Origin of the sequence: Mesobacillus subterraneus (assembly GCF_003937825.1) — a bacterium.
GTDB classification, from domain to species: domain Bacteria; phylum Bacillota; class Bacilli; order Bacillales; family Cytobacillaceae; genus Mesobacillus; species Mesobacillus subterraneus.
Window position 1 is genome coordinate 82,405 of record NZ_RSFW01000019.1, and the last position, 18,631, is coordinate 101,035.

Consider the following 18,631-nt stretch of genomic DNA (forward strand, 5'->3'; position numbering starts at 1 on the left):
TTTCGAAGTTTTTTGTTCTTTAAAGATACATTAAATAAGACTCACAAAACCATAATATAGTGGGAGGTGAAAACGGTGAGATGGTTGCTTACATTCGCACTAATACTATCCAGTGGTACTGCAGACAATGAAGATGACATTTCAATCATCTGGGATGGTGAGCCAGTCGTCGAGGTTCACAGATCCGATTTTTCCATCCCATGGTTTGGGTACCCAATCCTTAACCACACGATGCTTGAAACACTGAATAAACAACTTTCCCTTCAGGTTAAGAAAGATCCGGAAGATGCGGGGCTTGACGATTACGGGAGGATCTTGCCAGAAAAAGTCGGCTATGTTTTAGACCAGAAAAAATTCAAGCGGGATTTCACGAATCATTTCTTCCTGAAGCAACATTCCAGACTGGAAATTCCAACCTTACCGGTTTATCCAAAGGTGGACAGTGAAATCATCGCAAACATCCGGACAAAGCTGATCGGACATTACATAACCTATTTCAACAGTGGCAATAAGGAGCGAACCCATAATATTGCTCTTGCTGCGGAAGCGATAAACAACCATGTCGTGTTTCCGGGAGAAACCTTCTCATTCAATAAGGTGGTTGGAAAGCGAACTGCATCAAGAGGCTACCAGCCTGCCCCCATCATTGTACGAGGGGAATTATCAGAGGGTATCGGCGGAGGTATATGCCAGGTGAGCTCCACCCTTTTCAATGCCGCCGATCGATCAGGACTCAAGATACTGGAGCGCTATTCACACAGCAAGCAGGTCCCATATGTCCCTCCTGGCAGGGATGCTACCGTCAGCTGGTATGGACCGGATTTCACGTTTAAAAACAGGTACAACCAGCCAGTGTTAATAAGGGCCAAAACATATCCCGGAAAAATGATCGTCATGATATACTCCTCTGATGAGATCGACATCGAAAAACGGAAAGTTCCGAGTACTGACAGCAGTACACTTATACCCGAAGAAGCTATATGATTGGCCAAGGAATCCAGTTAACTGGTTTCCTTTTTTTAGTTCCTGCTCCATTTTTGGTTATTTACAGGAAAACCTTTACAGATTAGGTAAAGGTTACGTACACTTATGGTAATAGATGGTTTTATTATAATCATAATTTCATAGGATGTGAGATGCTTGCCTAAAAAGAAGAATTCAACTCCATTAAGGGTAAATATCCTTTTCTTTACTGTATTTGTACTCTTTTCGCTTCTGGTTCTCCGTCTCGGGATTGTCCAGATCGTCCATGGTGAAGATTACAAGCGTGAGATTAACAGAAAAGAGGATGTGACTGTCAATAACCCTGTTCCCCGCGGAAAAATGCTTGACCGCAATTATAAAGTTATTGTCGACAATAAGCCGCTGAACGCTATTACATATACAAATGAAGGTGCTACACAGGAGGAAATGCTCAAGGTAGCCGCCAGGCTCGCCCAGATCATCGACCAAAAAACGGACAAAGTACGGGAAAGAGATAAAAAAGATTTCTGGATTATCAAGTATCCCGATGAGGCAAAGAAATTGATTAGCGAAGAAGAGTTGGAACTCTATAGTAAGAAAAAAACAGGCAACAAAGATTTGTACAAGCTGCAGCTGAAAAGAATTACAGACAATCATCTTAAACAGTTATCACAGCAGGATATTGAAGAGTTGGCCATATTCAGGATTATGAACAGTGGATATAAATTCACTCCCCAAATTATCAAAAATGAGGGTGTTACTCTGGAAGAATTCGCGATTGTCAATGAAAACCTCGATAAACTTCCGGGTGTAAATGCAACGATGGATTGGGATCGTCAATATATGTTTGAGGATACATTCAGACCTGTGTTAGGCAGAATTACGACCAGCAGTGAGGGCCTCCCTGCTGAAAGAATCGACTACTTTATGTCCCGGGGCTATAATCGCAATGATCGGGTAGGTAAAAGTAACCTTGAACTGGAATATGAAGATGTCCTGCAGGGGAAAAAAGAAAAAGTTGTCAATGTAACGGATAAAGCGGGAGAACTTTTGGAAAAAGAACTTGTTTCAGAAGGCAGCAGGGGTAAAGATTTAATCCTGAGTATTGACATGGATCTGCAGATTGCTGTCGAGAAAATCATCGAGAAAGAATTGTGGGCTGCCAAAAGTTCCCCGGGAACTGGTTTGCTTGACCGGGCCTATGTTGTATTGATGGATCCGAATACCGGTGAGGTTCTGGCAATGGCAGGCAAGAGGATTGTCAGGGATCAAGAAACAAATAAATTGTATTTAGAAGACGACGCGCTGGGAAATATACTGAATACATTCAATGTCGGCTCAGTCGTTAAGGGCGCAACTGTGTTGACGGGGTATAAGACTGGAGCGATTAATTCCTATACTAGGTTTGATGATCGAGCTTTAGATATCAAGGGAACACCTATAAAAAAGTCCTACAGTTATTTGGGCGTTCTAAATGACATACAAGCATTGAAAGTTTCTTCGAACGTTTATATGTTTCATACTGCCATAAAAATTGGGAAAGGTGTCTATCGATATCAGCAACCTCTCAATCTTAACTCAAATGTATGGGATACGATTCGTTCCTCTTTCGCCTCTTTTGGACTAGGGGTCAGGACAGGAATAGACCTGCCAAATGAACAGACAGGCGCAAAAGGTGTCAATTATCCTGTTGGTAAAGTCCTCGATTTAGTCATTGGCCAGTATGATACCTATTCAAATATGCAGCTGGCCCAATATATATCAACCATCGCCAACAATGGCTACAGAATGCAGCCGAGGCTTGTGAAGGAAATCCGCGAACCGGCAACAAATACTGAGGAACTCGGCCAGGTTTATACATCCTTCCCTCCCAATGTTCTAAATGAAATTGGCATGGACCAACAATGGCTTGATCGAGTCCATAGCGGTTTTGAAAAGGTCATGCAAGAACCAGGAGGAACTGCCTACCGCTACTTCGGCAATGCTCCATATTCACCTGCTGGCAAAACTGGGACAGCGGAAGCGTTTTACGATGGTCCACTTCGGAAGAAAGGTGACCCTATGATGGATACCATGAATCTAAGCCTTGTCGGTTATGCCCCATCACGAAAACCTGAAATCGCGATGGCAGTCATGGTTCCCTGGGCCTACCAGGGCAGCGTGGATCATGGAGCCAACAAAAAGATTGGCCGTGCCGTAATGGATACCTACTTCAATTTGAAAAATCAAACAACGGAAACTGAAGAAGATGAACAAGAAGTGAGTGAATAAAAAAAGCTGTGCCCCACTGGCACAGCTTTTTCGCTGATTTTACAATTCTTTTGCAAGTGAAGGCCTCTTCATTTCAATGCTTTCAAATGCAGTCCCAATTTTTTCTTCACCCTGGGCGAATTTCTCGTCTGCTGCCTCAAATGAAGGTGCATCCTTCTTCAGTTCTTCAGCTTTCACGTTGTATGAATCTGCCAAATCCTGAACTGCAGCTTCAAGGTCTGCCTTCTGGTCCTTAAGTTCTTCTGGCACTTCAAGTTTCTTTAACTCTTCAGCTACCTTTGCAGCCGATGTGCTTGCAGCTGCTTTCTCTTCTGCTGTAGGCTCTTCTGCTCCTTCATAGGCATTAAGTTCTGCATCAGAAGCGTTAATCGTATTGACGATGTTCATGTAGAATTTATACATTACACTTTTAGGATTTACGGCTGGCTTAGCTGCCTCTTCCGTTTCTGTCTTTTCTGGAGCTGATTCCTGTTTACTGTCAGAAGAACAAGCAGTCAGACTGATCGTCAAAAGGATTGCTGAAAGTAAAATCCAAATCTTTTTCATCTAAATCTCCCCTTACTCTCTATATCGCTTGCATGAAAATTTCACACAGCTTTTTCATTATAAGAGGATTATCATCCATTTACAAATAATTTGTGAAAGATTTGGTAAAAAAGTCCCCACTTGTTAAAAAGCTAAGGTGCGGTGAATTGTCATCGCTTTACCATAGTGATAAAATCGATTCCTGCATCTGTTTTGAATTCCGATACTTGTTGAAACCCCATATTTGAGTATAATCTAATTGCTCTCTTATTAAATAAAGCAACAGACAGCCTAAATATTGGATTTGGATTGATCTTACCCAGCTCGTGCAGTACAAAAGAAAAGAACAATCGTCCGTGGCCTTTCCCTGTTAACCTGGGATTCATGCCAATTCCGACATCGATTGCTTGTTCGGAATAAGCGCCTATCCTGTTTCCAGCTGGAACTTGAGCAGACATGCCCGAGCAATAAAAACCGATTAGTGCTCCAGCTTTATCTTCAATCGCCCAGTAATTACTTTCCATAAGTTCTTTCATACTCTCTTCATTGAAGTCATTGTTATATAAATCGTAAGGCTGTTCATATTTCCAACTTAAAATCTTACTGGCCTTTTCCTCGGTCATCTTCTTACTTTTTAATTTCATTCTACTCACTCCTGTCAAACCTGGTTCATCCGTTAATTACATTCATCCTGCCAGTAGTAAATTCCTTTTTTTGATTAGTAATTTGAATTTTCTCTTATTTTACGAAAGCTAATTATTAAATAATATTTTTGTCATTTTTTCGTAATAACATGTTTAATAGTTTACTATTCGGGAATACTAGAAGTAACAAAACAAAAACAATTAATGACAGGAGCGATTACATAATGATTACTACATTTGCATTACTAGGTGGAGCTTTCGCAATCGCCGCTGGACTCAATTTCTTCGCAGTTAATGAAAATGGATTTATAGATGACGAAGCAATGAACTAAGAGACGCTGTTGACAGCGTCTCTTTTTCTTTGTCCAGAAAATTATAAATAATAAATTTGTGGATAAGTATTCTTATTTTTCCTAATCCAGCTACAACGTCTAGCCCCTCGGGGCACAAGCAGCCCCACTGTGGTGGCTGGGGAGCTGCCTCCTCGCGGTTCGTCTTATGCCTGTCGGGGCTGACCAAGACGCTTACGCTTTTTGTTCTTGCAATTTGTCAATTCGTTGTATTTTTGTTCAAATGCAGGAAATAATAGAATGAGAGAGAATTTATTTAAGCATAAGATTCTAGCCTCATTCACATTAGGGAGGTACGGAAAATGCAATCACCTGACATACTAGCAGGCGAACAGGTACACTTGTGTAAAATCAAGGAAGAGGATTTGGAAACATGGTGGAGTCTGATCTATAATGATGAGCATCCGGAATGGAAGAAATGGGATGCACCCTACTTTCCCCTCAGGCGTGTGGAATACGATAAGTTCAAAGAGCAGATGACGAATCTGATTCACCAGGGATATGACAGGAAATACCTTATTAAAGTCAACCATGAAGTAATCGGCATGGTGACATATTATTGGGAGCATGAGTCCTCCCAGTGGCTTGAAATCGGTGCTGTGATCTATCTCCCGGAATATTGGAACGGAGGCTGCGGAACAGATGCACTTAAAGTCTGGATCCAGCATTTATTTGACACCTTCCCTATCCCGAGGATTGGCTTCACGACATGGTCCGGAAATGCCAGAATGCTGACTGTAGGGAAAAAGCTAGGGATGGTCGAAGAGGGCCGGATCCGAAAATGCCGGCTTTATAACGGTAAATATTATGATTCCATAAAGATGGGATTGCTGAGAGAAGAATGGGAAGCGAATCATTAAGAGTCCTACATGCAAAAGCAGCACATCATCACATTGTGCTGCTTTTTTCCTTGGGTAAGGATTATAAAATTCGGGACATATAAAATTCATTGACATATTTGCCATCAATCAACAATGAATCTTTTTTGCTACCTTCGATTTCAAAGCCCATTTTTTTATATAAACCAAGACCAGTCAGGTTTTCGGTCACAACTGTCAATTCAAGTCTATGGATACCAGTATCGCTTGCCCAGGAAAGAAGTCTTTCAAAAAGTTTCGTGCCAATACCGTTTCCGCGCCAGTTCTCCAGGATTCCAATCACGAGATAAGCTGTATGCTTGTTGCGGGGCGCGCTCCCGCCGCGGGCGATCAAATAGCCAGCCAGTTTTTCTCCTGCCTCAGCAAGAAAGAGATTTGAATTGTCTTCTTCGCTTAAAGCTTGAATCATCTTCTTTATTGTATTTGGATTATACGGCCTCTCCCCTGGCCCGAATAACATATATCTTGAGCTATTTTCAACGTCTTGGATCAGCTTAGCTACTTTTTCTGCATCCCGCTCTATTGCCACACGAATCAACATCGCTTCCCACCTCGATTACCAAATATTATTCTATTATTATATCTCAATATTAAGCAGTTTAAAGAACAAAAAGCGCAACCGCCTCGTTCAGCCCCGACAAGCGATGGGGGGCCGACCGGTGAAGTCGTTTTTTGACTTTATTGGGCGGACTGAAGCGACTCGAGGGGCTGGGCGCTGGGGCTGGATTTGAAAAAAATGGAGTTATCTACAACTCACTAACTTTATAAATACTTAACCATGAAAAAACAGAGGAGAAATCCTCTGTTCAGGAAAAAATATTTTTAATGCTTTCAATCAGGTCTTTGAAAAAGTTCGAAACAGACTGCAGGAATCCTTTGTCTCCTACTGCTTCCTCTATACGCTTCTGAATATCATTCGATAAGGTTTCCAACTGTGATTTTACATTGTCAAAATTGATGTTCAGATCGCGCATTTTATTAAAAAGGTCAATCAAAAGCTGCCTGTCTTCAGGGCTGAGCTGGATTTCGAGCGTTTTCAATTTATCATCAATGATTTTCTCGATGTCTTCCTTCGTTGCAGGGTTTTGCTCGGCGATTTCCTTTTTGATCTCGGTTAAAAGTTCACTGACTTTATCTTGGTCCAATCCTTCTTTTTTTGCGAGTTTGGTAGCAAGATTCAATTCCTGGTTGGCCACTTCAGTGCGGTCCTTATCAAGAGCTGTACCTTCCCCTTCATCATACGCCTTATAAATCCCGACTAGTGCAGAATGACCTGTAACCTTCACTGGAGAAGCAACATCAACAACTGCGTCCTCGATCCCGGCAGTCAATAAGGCGTTGGCATACATTTCATCGGTTACTTCCGTGATATTCTGTGGCGTGACTTGATTCACCACCAGTCCTTCACCAGTATCTTTCCTGGTTATTTTGGCGGAAGAATACATATTTGAATGCTCATCACCATCGATATAAGTAACAAGGTCCTTCCCTGTTACGATAATTTCCTTCACTTTTGCTGGATCATTGACTCCCAATAAATCTCTCACTTCCTGCTTTTGCTTCTCTGAAAGTGCTTCTCCATAGACGACGATCGGAAGGCCGTACTTTTCATTAATAACGTCGTCATCATTATCTTTCGAGGCAAATGCCGGAAATGCTGATGAGACAATCGCGATTGCCAAAAGACAGGTTACTGCTGATTTGAAAATTTGTTTCAAGCTCATGGTTGTTTCTCCTTTTGTAAAAAATGAAATTGTAACTCTACATTACCCTTTTCCCTGCTTAATCAAAATTTACAAACTATAATTTGTTTTTTTTCTTGGGTAATGGCACTTTCAAAATGGTATGTCCGCAAACATACTGGTCAGAATACATGTTTTGTTTCATTCTATGCTTGTACCTTTAAACAGAAGAACAAATAGATTTATCGTTTCCTGATATCAAACTCTTTTCAAATTTTAATAAGCAATGAATCAATCTTATTTCATTCTGTGATTCATTGGGCCTCTCTTTTTCTCGCTTCCTTTTCAAGCTGATTGACACGATGCATCAAATGGAATATGAGGGTCGTGATGAAACTCAGCTGGATGAATAGGAAGATTCCGATAAAGAAAGACGAATCAATATTGAAGCCAGAAAACAAAAAACTTAATAAATAAAATACAAAGATTCCTCCCAACAGGTTAGCAATAAAAATAAACAGCCAATTGTCCATGTTTCCCCGCCTTTTAGAAAGTACATATATATGTACGAATGTTTTTATAAAAAGGTTTCAATCTAAAGAAGACTCCTTGAAAGGAGCCATATTATTTAATCCAGTTCGATCTCTCATTTCTGATATAGTTCCTGCCTGTCGATAAATCTAACAAACTCAATGGAGCCATCACCGCTCCCAAAGCCATTCCTATTCCTTGGAAAAGGAGGTACATCGTCATTTCCGTCATGGCTCTTGGAGCGCCAGCCAATATAATACTGAGGTGGCAGGAAAAACTCTGAAAAAAAACGATCCGGAATGGCAGATGCCATCAAATTGTTTTCCGCTTTGATATTATCAGTCCATTCTTCTGGCAGCTTAGTGAAACCATATGTTTGTTCTCCACTAAGCTGCTGCCTGAAATCCATTTGGATTTCAGGCTGATAATGATGCATGTCTTCGGTAATGGAGTATCCTCTTTCCTTCAGAAAGTAAAAGGAGAGATAATCCAGGTTATTATCCGGGTGAAAATTCCACATTAAATAATGGCTGGATGGGTCTTTCTGATTGGTCTTCCACATGAGGACCATGGATCCTGTATCAATTCCAATAAATTCCCATTTGTGTTTTTGCCATTTCCAAAAACTAAAACCGTGCGCCTCATCGGCTGTTATAAATGGAACGTAGACATGCTTCGAATCCAGAAGACGATATCCTGAATTTCTTTTATATTTGCTGTAGGGAATGAGTCCATCATTTGATCCCTGGCTTCTTGCTTCTCAAGAAACGGTGCAGGAGGAGCAAAGTAGAACCAATAAATGAAGAGCGCTAACATAATGGATGCCCCTGATGCAAGGAGAAGGCGTTTTTTCGACAATTTACTCACCCTCCTTCAGAAAAGAAGTCGCTGATCGGAAATACAATTGCTGCTGAGGTGTTGAGATTAAGAATCCCTTTCCATCCTGTTCAATATAGATGACAGTTTGGAGCCCGCTGCCCCATTTGGGTTTTGCGCCTGTTAACTGGTACGGGAATCTTTCGTCAATCATGGTCTCCTCTTCCCCGCTCTCAAAAACTTCGTTGTACCAGAGGTCACTATAAATAGGCTCATTTTTAGCATTTCTTATTTGTTTATTCAGCGAAGTAAAGTCCAGTTTTTTCTCATTACCTGACGGATGGGTGATCAGGAGCTTGGCTTCTCCTGCATCCGAAATATAAGTTGATAAGTCATCTTTCGGATAAATCGCTGAATGAATGATCGGATTAATCAAGGAAATTGTTAGAAACAGATAATTTGCCAAAAAGCCCAGCCACGCAAACCTGCGGTACCTGAGCCAGCTGCTCCCTTCATTCTTTTTGGATAAGACAGCATACAAAATCCATACACCAAGAGGAAGGATGGCTAGTTTTACCTGCTGGTCCATATATGGCAGATTGATAGAAAATGAGAATAAACCCAGGATAACGACTACGGTCATTTTCCATACGTTCGGCTTTAGATTCTGGCTCCGATAAACCCATCTTGCCGCGAAAATAATGGCGCTCCAGGATAAAATCGATGAAAGCAACTCAATAACATTCATTTCATTACTCCTTAATGAAGGATTAAAAAGCAGTTTTAAGATAGTATTTCGTCAAAGCGAGATACTCTCTTGTAAATGATTTGAACACCGCCTGGATTGGCGTCTTTGCCGCTAACCCACTTAAATCGAGACCTTCCTTGCGGGCAATCATCTTTGCGCGATAAATATGGAAGTCGTTCGTTACCACTAATCCTGTCGCTGCATCTTCTGGTATTAGTTCTTTTGAAAAACGGATATTTTCGTACGTGTCCGTTGACTTGTCTTCAAGCAGGATTCTTGATTCTTCTATCCCATGGTCCATTAATTCCCTTTTGATGGATTCAGCTTCTGATATATCCTCGCCCGGTCCCCTGCCGCCAGAGGCAATCACGATGGTATTCGGATTTTCCTTTAAATAGGCAGCCGCATGGTCAATTCTGAATTGGAGTGCCAATGAAGGAACGGTCCCTTTGACACGCGCGCCAAGCACGATCATATAATCTGCGTGATCTGGGGCATCCAGCCTGGCATGATGACTGATCTGATAATGCAGAAAACCGACATAAATGACAGAGAATAAAATCCCCAGGAGAAGAAACTTTCTAACTACTTTTTTTTGTTTCATGATTGGATCACCTTTCGAAGGAATAATCTAATTTTACCATCGTTTACCAATAAGTGTTTCGGTTTTTTTGAACTTTTTTGACTTATTTAACTGAATGCTCTTTTACCAGCTGGCATCAGGCTTTTCCCTTAACTTTTTCATGCAGTTATGTCATAATTCGATGATTTTTTGTAATATGACCGATGATTCAAAAACGTTGTTGCTTCTTCGCTTTCTTTGCCGAATGGGAACTAGTTTTGTCATAGTAAAAGGATAATCTTGCAGGATGGCGAAAACCTTTAAGTACTAAGGAGGGATCAGGATGAATACTAACGCAGTTGCAAAGTTGCTTGGAGTATCACCAAGCACGATCCAACGTTGGGTGAAGCAGGCCAACCTTCAAATGGAGCGGACAGAGTTGGGACATTACCAATACTCTGATGAAAGCATCGGGATTTTAAGAGATATCCAGGAACAGCTGAATAATGGAATTCTGCTGCAGGATTTGAAAATCAAAGGAAGGAAAACTAGAAAGGCAACGGCAACAACTGTCGTGCCTGATGGAACCCTGGATAAGATTTCCTCGAGGCTGGATGAAATGGAAAAAAAGCTTGCGGGAAAAGCAGATGAGGTCGTGTCTTATCAGCTTCTGCAGCACCGGAGGGAAATTGAAGATCTGCAAAATGAAATCACCAGGCTGAATGAAATCATTTCCAGTATGCAAGAGGCTGCGGCACAAAAGGAAAAAGAGTTGATAAAGAAAGATGAACCATCTCTACCGGCAGTTGCATCTTTGCGGAAATTTAAAAAGAGGAATATGATCAGTTCCTTTTTTGGATTTTGACTTGCACATCCATGATGTGTTTTTTTTTGCCTCATTTCCGTAAAATCAATACAAAAAAACAGACTCAACTAGTGTGAGTCTGTTTCAGGAATCCTTAGTTAGGCTTTCTGTACATTTGTCGCTTGCGGGCCACGCTGACCTTGTTCAACTTCAAAAGTAACTTCTTGTCCTTCATCTAAAGATTTGTACCCTTCGCCCTGGATTGCTGAGAAATGTACGAATACATCTTCGCCACCTTCACGCTCGATAAATCCAAAGCCTTTTTCACTGTTAAACCATTTTACCTTACCATGTTCCACAATTGTTGCCTCCTAGCGATTTAAAAAAATTGCAATTTAACCTTGCGTGCTTATTATATCCCTTGTACAAAATTTTAAACTCCAATTAGAAAAATTTAACCAAGAATCAGCTGCTGATTTTTTTGAAGGTATCTTCATCGCATATAACAAACAATTTTGCATCCTCTGGAATCCTGGCATTATGCTTCCTTGCAACGTCTAACGAATGCCCATCTGATATAAGTGTTGCACCTAAGTCAAAGAGTTCCATGGCTGCCTCCTTGTAAGTAGTCCAATGGGGTTTCTTTTTGATTTCATACAAATTTTCGCCTTCTGTATTGCTGAGCAGCTGCTTGAAAAGCCTGCTTGATCCCGGATATATGGCAGCCTGGGCCATCAGTTTGGATACTGATTCATTTGAAAGGATGAATTCATCAACATTTGCGTGCTCGAAAAGAGCAATGTGCTTCTCTTTCATGATTTCTGCGATGGTGTAAATGTTTTTAGTGTATTGTTTGGAAATGTGTTCGACTCTTGAAACAATCAGCAGTGTCTTCCCATCCGCGTATTCGGGCAATTCAATCTTGTCATCGGTAAAGACTGCGACCGATTGAGATTCGAGGATATTCGCCTGCAACAAGATTTCCTCTTCGGCTGGATTGCCGCTCACAAAGTGGATGCGGTCATGCTGGACAGGTGATTCATTACTATGATCGATAATGACGATGTCACACGTCTTATTGGAATGCAAAATTTCATCCACAACATTTTGCAGCTTGTCCCGGGAGGATCCGATAAGAATATAATGGTTTTTGCCCTTGTATGCCAACTTTCCTTCCTCCTTCATTTTTTTGTATGCAGTCAAGCCCTCGAAAATCTTGCCAATAATAATCCCCATCGCTCCAATACCGATGGTGTATAGCAATAGCATGGTAAAAATCCGCCCAAGATCGCTGCTTGGCGAGTAATCCCCGTAGCCAACGGTAACCACAGTAGTCATCGTCCACCATACTGCATCAAGATATCTTGGAAAAGTCTCAGGCTCTAACGTTTTAATAATCAGGCTGCTGAGTAAAATAACCGAAACAACGATCAGGACAATTTTCCAGAGGCTGATTTTCATTAACTTTGAAAATAATCTTTGCAAAATCCACATGTATTAGCCTCCTCTCTCTTTACTCAAACCCACAGGCAAAAAACAGGAAAGATTGTTTGTGATTTCCCCGCCTGCACGGAATCCAAATGCAGATGGCATCCCGTTCACGAGAAAACTCCCGGTCAGTATATGCCCCTCCTGTTTTCCTTTTTCGGAGAGGTATACAGCACGGGGAAGCTGCACACATTCCTGGTAGATCGAAGGGACGTCTGTATATGTCTTATGTACTTCTTCGATCAGCAGTTTCCCGTCGGAACCGAAGATTTGCACCGTGTCGCCTTCCCTGCCGAATACTGGTTTTTTTACGTACTGAATTTTCTTCTTAATAAAAGGAACTGGTTCCAAATAGGTTGGCAGAAAGTATCTTTCTATCCAGCTGTGTTCTTCCTCGCTGAAAAAGGGGTCACCGTTCTCATGCAGCCCCCAGATCACCGCCTGGACGGCTTTATTCTGCAGCAGAAAAGCTGAAGGTGGATTGAGCAGCGCCAGCTTCTTGTCCCTCACTAGCTGGAGCAGCCACAAGCCTATTTTATTGCCTGCCCCATTTTCATCAAGAATCATGCTTTCAATAGGAAAAGTCTGGCGGTACAGGATGTCAACTTTCCTTCCTTTTTCATCAAAGAGTCCTACCCCAGGCTCAATTCTCAGCAGGTGCAGCGGAACAAATCGTGAAGGCAAACCATACAGTTCACGCAAGTATAAGACGGTGTTCTTATCCTCGATATTATCGTCGTGAGCTGTATAAACTACGTATGGTTCTATCTCGCCAAGCCAGTCAGCTGTATCGGCTATGCTTTTGCGGATAGAGAGGGCGAGATGGCTTTCCATTCCTGCATTGGGATCGCCTAATCCAAAATCTGCCGCGACCATGCGATTGACATAAAATAACTCTTTTATGAATGTTGGGGTATCTGAGTTTATTTCGATACATTTATATGTATTTTTTGACTTGATCAGATCAAGTCTTGCAATGACACTTTCAGGTTTCATGGCTTTAATACGTAAAAAATCGAGGGTTTCAGCTGGAAACCCCATCTCAATCAGTGTTTGGTTATCTGCGTTTCTCAGCACTTCACAGACCTTGAAAAAAATATGGCCGGCTTTCCGGGTCGCAATCCTGATCATTTCTGCTTCCTCTTGACCTATGGAAGCAGCATCATATAAGGCATATTCTTCCCCGTATAAGTCCGGCCAGAAATTTTTGATATTGCTGTAAAATCTTTTTCTTTTCTCTGAATAGTTCTCCATGGAATACCTCCTATTCCATGTTCGGTTCATCAAGATTTTTCACATAAACAACATACACGCCGCGATCTTCATCGATTTCGGTAGAAGTTACCGCCATTTGCCCAAATCCTGGTATTTCGGTGACGTCCTTCAGTAAGTACCGAATAACATCGAGATGTGTGCTGCACGGAACAGCGGTTAAAAGTTTGTAATTTTCTCTCTCCTGGTATCTGCGGAACTCGACATGGATTCCCAATCCACGGTAGTTCTTTTCATCAAGTACGGAATGGTTTCTGCCTCGATCTTCGAGGACAAGAATTTCTTCATCCCCGTCCATTTCATTGGAGATCAATTCATATTGGCTTCCTTTGACAATGAAATAAGTGCAAAGCTGACGGGCATAAAATTCATCCAAACCGACCTGGGGAATCGTATATTCATAAAATGGCTCGTAGTTCCCTTTGCCATCATGGATGAAATAAGTAAGCTTTTTCATAAGCGTTTGGTCCTCCTAGTACGACAGGCTTTTAGCAACAATCCAGCCTACTGCCAGGGACAGCGAGAACAGGATGACCCCAACAGAGCGGTTATCTTCTTCAATTGCCTGTTGCAGACTATAGCGAACAGTGACCACTTCCGCGATGAAAAACACGATAATCTGTGTCAAAATACCAATCGAACCCCAGATTGCCATATCAAGCAGGGATACCGAATATTCCGCGGCAGCTCCAAGGACAATGGCTAATCCAATCATCTTGCCTCCAAGTGAGAGCGCGGCGGTGATGTTCCTCTTCGCGATCAGTTCAAACTCCTTGATTTTCGGTGTAGCCAGGACGAATAATCCCACACCTGCTATCAGCAGCAGCAGGCCAAGCCCTAAATAAGCAGCAAAGTTTACATAAAGGTTCATCTTTGTTTCTCTCTCCTTTTAACCGCCAGTGGTGCTTCTGGATCCACTGCCGAATCCGCTGCTCCCTCTAGGCGAAGTGTTTTTGTAATTGCTGTCCAGCCTTGCTCCTTTGAAAGCGGGGCTCTTTTTATAATTCATATAATCATTGCTTTTATATAACAAAGAACGGTTCGCGAAAAACATTCCACCGAAGAAGTAATGCCCGAAATACGGGGAATTGGTATCATCGCATTCCCAGACGCCATCTTCTGCGTCCCACTCCCAGTCACTGCAATTGGTCCCCTCAGGCACCGGAGGAATATCCTGGCCTTCACCAGCAGTCCAATCCTCCCCATCCGAACCGGCTCCATCCTGCTCCCATTCTCTATCAGGCATAGACTGGTTGTTACAAGCTGCAAGCCCCATCAACAACGCCGTCGCCGAAATCCCAGCCATCACTTTTTTAGTTTTGCTCATCGAAATCACCTCACTTAACATTAACTCAGTACTTAAACTGACTTTAGTATCTACGTAACCCCCAGGAAAAAGTTTCAAAACAGCTCCCTGTATGATAACCCACATTCCATAGTATTCGCTATTCACGAGCACTTTCCTCCAAAAACACAGGGACGGTTCTACTGTTTTTCAGGATATCGTGTGTTAATGCAGCAGGTTGATGTTGGAGATCGTTGTTTTTGTTGTTTTTGATGGTAATATTCTGAGATGATAGGTAAAATGGTGCGTTAGTGTACTTCAATTCAGCATTTTGTTGAGTTTCGTAATGTTTTTTGTACACATCTTTAGGTATATTAGGGCTTTTTCGAATATATCCTCCCAATTTTTAACTATCACCGCGGATTTTTCAATATATCGACCACATCGGCGAATATATCGACCAACTTAATAAATGGATAGGTCTCCTTAGCGATGCTCCGAAACAGCATCACCTCGAAGTAGCGTGAAAGAAAAAACCGCTGCCGTTTACAGGCTGCGGTCCTGGTCTCTTACTTTTGTGCCATTTGCATCGTGCCACTCATAAAATTCCTGGAAGTTAAAATCTAAAATCTCACTACTTCCGAGTGCGATTTTTGCTAAAATGATTTCAAAAACACATAAACCAGCAAGCATGAGGATCCCTGAAAGCATTATTACCACTCCTTTGTGCTATGTTACAGTTACAATAAATTGTGGAACGCGTTTCAGGTCAAGAATTTTTTTTCAGTGAGGTTGTCGCTATGGCTAATATACGAGAAATTGCCCGTTTGGCAGGTGTTTCCGTTTCAACTGTCTCAAGGGTATTGAACAATCACCCTTATGTAAGTGGCGAGAAACGGGAGATTGTCTTGAAAACGATTCAAGAGCTTGATTATAGCCGTAATATAAACGCCGTCCACTTGTCGCGGGGAAAGACGAACATGGTTGGAATCGTGCTCCCAACCATCAATCACCCTTATTTTTCAAATCTGCTGGACGGGATTGCCGAAGAAGCGATGCAGCGCAATATTCAGCTGGTTTTGTTCCAGACGGGTTATAAGCAGGAGAAAGAGCTTGAGGCACTTGAACAGCTGCGTGGACACCTTATCGATGGTCTGATTTTCTGCTCTCGTGCTTTGTCTTTCAATAACCTCATGATCTATAAAGGTTTCGGTCCCATTGTTCTGTGTGAAGATGCAGACCAAAAAGAATTTCCTTCAGTGTCGATTAAGCATGTAGAAGCCTTTAACCTGGGTCTCGATTTCTTGATTTCAAAGGGGCATGAAAGGATTGCCATCTGCCTTGGCAGGTTGGAAGGTACAAATAGCAGGAAGCGCCAAGAGGCTTATACGAATAAACTGGAAATGCTCCGTCAGGAAGTTCACAGTGATTGGATTATTGGTGATTGTTTAATGTTCGAAGATGGCAAGAGAGTGATCCATCATTTTGAAAACATGCCAAACAAACCGAGTGCGTTCCTAGTCGGCAACGACCAGGTGGCAGCAGGGATGATCACGGAAGCAATTAATAGAGGATTCTCAATCCCGGATGATTTGGCGATCTGCAGCTTTGATAACCATCCTGTTTCAGAAATGATGGGAATCTCGACGATCGACATCCCGGCAAAACAATTGGGCACCTCTGCTATTCAAGCATTTCTCAAGCGAACCGCCGATCCCGGCTATGCAGAAAAGATTGTCCTTCCGTTTGAATTAATTGTGAGGAAGTCTGTGTAGTTCCACCGGGACAGCCGCATATCCTGATTCCATACTATAAAATTGCATATCAGTATAAAATCATCAATTGAGTGCAGAAACAAAAATAAACGCCTGCCAAAATAGGCAGGCGGATGGTTAGTTTATTCTGCTGGTTCGATCGATTTTATTTATGGTGTCATCAGTCATATAATAATCATGGCACTCCAGCAATGTCTCTTTTAAAGATTCTGGAACCCTGTTTGAATCATAGCCGCAAATAGTAATAAGATTGGTCGCCTGAAGGATTTCGTCTGCTTCTTTTTCATATTCACTGAGTGTCTGGAAAATCTCATCCTGATCTCTCCATTCCACATGGGCCCATGTGAGGACCGGAATATTATTCTCTATAAATGGCGCAATCACCTTTTGTAAATAGCTAAGGATCGTTTCCTTATGGAAATTCCCCCGATAACAATAGAAATCATAATTATTGATGATATGGATCATTTCAATTTGTTCTTTGTCGAACTCTGCCTCGATCCTTTTTTTGATTTCTGGCATGATCCGGTCATTTTCAATAACCATCACGTGATTGTTATGCTCCAGCGCTGTTCTAATATATTCTAATACATTATCAATATACCTTTCCTCATTTTCAAATGGATAGAAAATATGGGCGCCTGTATCTTTCACATTGACGAGTAAGTTTTTAATTTTTGTGTGCATTGTTATCAGTCTCCTCTTGAATTCAAGGAAAACAAACAATGAATTCACATATTTAAATATAATCTTTATACTAACACACTTCGGCCCTTTTATCGATTTTACTTGATTCCATTTGCATCCCTTTCTATATTTATACGGTAAAAGGTAAAGATATCCCTTTATTTTTGTTTGTGAAATATCTCCGGACCACAAAACAAACGAAAAGACACCGGACCTTTCTCAGGCCGGTGTCTGGTATCACTTAAGAGTGGGGTTAAGTCGATTTGTCATTTGCTGCAATTTATCAACTGCTTCTTTGTATTCTGTTTCGAGCTGCTCGATAATTTCAGCAGCAGATTGGACATTTTGAATCGCGCCGACTCCCTGTCCGGCTGACCAAATGTCCTTCCAGGCTTTTGCATTCGTTTCTTTTTGCATGGAATCAAAGTTGACGGTATCCTTTTTCGTTAGCTGCTCCGGGTCGAGTCCAGCTCTGACTATGCTTGGTTTTAGCATATTTGCTTTAACTCCAGAAAATGCATCAGTTAAGATCAGGTCCTCTTGGGTGGCTTCGACAACCATCTGCCTGTATTCATCACTTGCCATGCTTTCCTTCGCTACAATGAATCTTGTGCCCATGTATGCGAGATCGGCTCCTGCGGACTGAGCGGCCAGTATCGATTTTCCTGTCGTGATGGATCCTGCCAGGACAATGATTCCATCCCAGAAAGTCCTCACAGAATCCACAAAGGCGAAGCTGTTCAGTTCACCAGCGTGGCCTCCTGCCCCATTTGCTACCAAAATAAGGCCGTCTACCCCGGTCTCGGCTGCTTTTCTCGCAAATTTCACATCACTTACATCGGAAAATACAAGACCGCCATATTCATGGACAATTTCCACCACTCTTTTAGGGCTCCCCAGTGAAGTAATCACCAATTGGGGCTTATGCTTTTTCAATAACTCCAATTCTTCATCAAGGCGGCTGTAGCTGCTATGTACGACCATATTCATGGCCCAGGGGGCAATTCTCCGGTCTGGTTCATTTGTTTTTGCTTCAGCAAGTTCATCATTCAGCCTCCCCATCCATTCATCAAGGACCTCGATCGGCCTTGCGTTTGGAGCCGGGAACGACCCAATGACTCCTTTTTTACAGCACGCGCTTACAAGGTCTGGACCTGACACAAGAAACATGGGAGCAGCAATGGCTGGTACGGTTAATTGATCCCACCATTTTTCTGGAATAATTTTATTCATGCAACCATCTCCTTTATATGTTTCTAAATTTTCAGAATATCTTACTCTATCATAAGTGATTAAAACCATTATTTCAATCTACAAGTATGCTAAATTATACTAAAAAAGAATCCGTC

At 41.9% G+C, this 18,631-nt stretch carries 23 protein-coding genes; 5 read left to right on the plus strand and 18 right to left on the minus strand.

The genetic code is table 11. The features are described 5' to 3' along the window. Positions 1-75 precede the first annotated feature (75 nt). Positions 76-984 (plus strand): VanW family protein, encoded by a 909-nt coding sequence (locus EJA10_RS16750; protein ID WP_125481174.1) that lies wholly within the window; start codon positions 76-78, stop codon positions 982-984. 156 nt (positions 985-1,140) lie between these two features. Further along, entirely contained in the window at positions 1,141-3,234 is a 2,094-nt protein-coding gene (locus EJA10_RS16755; protein ID WP_246017829.1) for a peptidoglycan D,D-transpeptidase FtsI family protein, read from the plus strand. Between the two features lie 39 nt (positions 3,235-3,273). Here the strand turns inward: EJA10_RS16755 and EJA10_RS16760 are convergent, their stop codons facing one another. Further along, the gene (locus EJA10_RS16760; protein WP_125481176.1) at positions 3,274-3,780 is read right to left on the minus strand and encodes a hypothetical protein; all 507 of its coding nucleotides are present in this window, start codon (positions 3,778-3,780) and stop codon (positions 3,274-3,276) included. A 149-nt stretch (positions 3,781-3,929) separates the two neighbouring features. After that, positions 3,930-4,403 carry a GNAT family N-acetyltransferase gene (locus EJA10_RS16765; protein WP_125481177.1) on the minus strand — a complete coding sequence of 158 codons (474 nt, stop codon included), beginning with the start codon at positions 4,401-4,403 and terminating at the stop codon, positions 3,930-3,932. Positions 4,404-5,055: 652 nt separating this feature from the next. Here EJA10_RS16765 and EJA10_RS16770 point away from each other — a divergent pair. Continuing rightward, positions 5,056-5,613 carry a GNAT family N-acetyltransferase gene (locus EJA10_RS16770; RefSeq protein WP_125481178.1) on the plus strand — a complete coding sequence of 186 codons (558 nt, stop codon included), beginning with the start codon at positions 5,056-5,058 and terminating at the stop codon, positions 5,611-5,613. A 61-nt stretch (positions 5,614-5,674) separates the two neighbouring features. Here the strand turns inward: EJA10_RS16770 and EJA10_RS16775 are convergent, their stop codons facing one another. From EJA10_RS16775 to EJA10_RS16805, 7 genes are all read right to left on the minus strand, one after another. After that, positions 5,675-6,172: a GNAT family N-acetyltransferase gene (locus EJA10_RS16775; RefSeq protein WP_125481179.1), complete on the minus strand. Its 498-nt coding sequence runs from the start codon at positions 6,170-6,172 to the stop codon at positions 5,675-5,677. 265 nt (positions 6,173-6,437) lie between these two features. Then, positions 6,438-7,355 carry a DUF1002 domain-containing protein gene (locus EJA10_RS16780; RefSeq protein WP_125481180.1) on the minus strand — a complete coding sequence of 306 codons (918 nt, stop codon included), beginning with the start codon at positions 7,353-7,355 and terminating at the stop codon, positions 6,438-6,440. A 272-nt stretch (positions 7,356-7,627) separates the two neighbouring features. Next, on the minus strand, positions 7,628-7,846 hold the full coding sequence (locus EJA10_RS16785) for a hypothetical protein (protein WP_125481181.1): 219 nt from the start codon (positions 7,844-7,846) through the stop codon (positions 7,628-7,630). 113 nt (positions 7,847-7,959) lie between these two features. Then, entirely contained in the window at positions 7,960-8,406 is a 447-nt protein-coding gene (locus EJA10_RS16790) for a hypothetical protein (RefSeq protein ID WP_125481182.1), read from the minus strand. 89 nt (positions 8,407-8,495) lie between these two features. Beyond that, a complete protein-coding gene (locus EJA10_RS16795) occupies positions 8,496-8,702 on the minus strand; it encodes a hypothetical protein (RefSeq protein ID WP_125481183.1) in 207 nt (68 codons plus the stop codon). A 1-nt stretch (position 8,703) separates the two neighbouring features. After that, on the minus strand, positions 8,704-9,408 hold the full coding sequence (locus EJA10_RS16800) for a hypothetical protein (protein ID WP_125481184.1): 705 nt from the start codon (positions 9,406-9,408) through the stop codon (positions 8,704-8,706). A gap of 22 nt (positions 9,409-9,430) precedes the next feature. Continuing rightward, on the minus strand, positions 9,431-10,012 hold the full coding sequence (locus tag EJA10_RS16805; RefSeq protein WP_125481185.1) for a YdcF family protein: 582 nt from the start codon (positions 10,010-10,012) through the stop codon (positions 9,431-9,433). A gap of 301 nt (positions 10,013-10,313) precedes the next feature. Between EJA10_RS16805 and EJA10_RS16810 the strand changes: the two genes are divergently transcribed. Further along, a complete protein-coding gene (locus tag EJA10_RS16810; protein WP_125481186.1) occupies positions 10,314-10,835 on the plus strand; it encodes a MerR family transcriptional regulator in 522 nt (173 codons plus the stop codon). 98 nt (positions 10,836-10,933) lie between these two features. On the opposite strand, the gene EJA10_RS16815 is transcribed toward EJA10_RS16810, so the two are convergent. The 7 genes from EJA10_RS16815 to EJA10_RS23475 all read right to left on the minus strand — a co-directional run bounded on the left by EJA10_RS16815 (position 10,934) and on the right by EJA10_RS23475 (position 15,531). Beyond that, the gene (locus EJA10_RS16815) at positions 10,934-11,134 is read right to left on the minus strand and encodes a cold-shock protein (RefSeq protein ID WP_125481187.1); all 201 of its coding nucleotides are present in this window, start codon (positions 11,132-11,134) and stop codon (positions 10,934-10,936) included. 106 nt (positions 11,135-11,240) lie between these two features. Then, a complete protein-coding gene (locus EJA10_RS16820; protein WP_125481188.1) occupies positions 11,241-12,269 on the minus strand; it encodes an ion channel in 1,029 nt (342 codons plus the stop codon). A 3-nt stretch (positions 12,270-12,272) separates the two neighbouring features. After that, a complete protein-coding gene (locus EJA10_RS16825; protein WP_125481189.1) occupies positions 12,273-13,517 on the minus strand; it encodes a glutathionylspermidine synthase family protein in 1,245 nt (414 codons plus the stop codon). A gap of 10 nt (positions 13,518-13,527) precedes the next feature. Next, positions 13,528-13,992 carry an RNA helicase gene (locus EJA10_RS16830; protein WP_125481190.1) on the minus strand — a complete coding sequence of 155 codons (465 nt, stop codon included), beginning with the start codon at positions 13,990-13,992 and terminating at the stop codon, positions 13,528-13,530. A 15-nt stretch (positions 13,993-14,007) separates the two neighbouring features. After that, a complete protein-coding gene (locus EJA10_RS16835; RefSeq protein WP_125481191.1) occupies positions 14,008-14,406 on the minus strand; it encodes a DUF350 domain-containing protein in 399 nt (132 codons plus the stop codon). Between the two features lie 18 nt (positions 14,407-14,424). Beyond that, a complete protein-coding gene (locus EJA10_RS16840; protein ID WP_246017830.1) occupies positions 14,425-14,862 on the minus strand; it encodes an aminotransferase yhxA in 438 nt (145 codons plus the stop codon). A 504-nt stretch (positions 14,863-15,366) separates the two neighbouring features. Then, positions 15,367-15,531 (minus strand): hypothetical protein, encoded by a 165-nt coding sequence (locus tag EJA10_RS23475; protein ID WP_170169170.1) that lies wholly within the window; start codon positions 15,529-15,531, stop codon positions 15,367-15,369. A gap of 89 nt (positions 15,532-15,620) precedes the next feature. On the opposite strand from EJA10_RS23475, the gene EJA10_RS16845 reads away from it, so the two are divergent. Next, the gene (locus EJA10_RS16845) at positions 15,621-16,595 is read left to right on the plus strand and encodes a LacI family DNA-binding transcriptional regulator (protein WP_125481192.1); all 975 of its coding nucleotides are present in this window, start codon (positions 15,621-15,623) and stop codon (positions 16,593-16,595) included. A 117-nt stretch (positions 16,596-16,712) separates the two neighbouring features. On the opposite strand, the gene EJA10_RS16850 is transcribed toward EJA10_RS16845, so the two are convergent. Further along, positions 16,713-17,282, minus strand: coding sequence for an MEDS domain-containing protein (locus EJA10_RS16850; protein WP_125481193.1), 570 nt, complete (start codon positions 17,280-17,282; stop codon positions 16,713-16,715). 237 nt (positions 17,283-17,519) lie between these two features. Then, the gene (locus tag EJA10_RS16855; protein ID WP_125481194.1) at positions 17,520-18,515 is read right to left on the minus strand and encodes an NAD(P)H-dependent flavin oxidoreductase; all 996 of its coding nucleotides are present in this window, start codon (positions 18,513-18,515) and stop codon (positions 17,520-17,522) included. Positions 18,516-18,631: the final 116 nt, after the last annotated feature.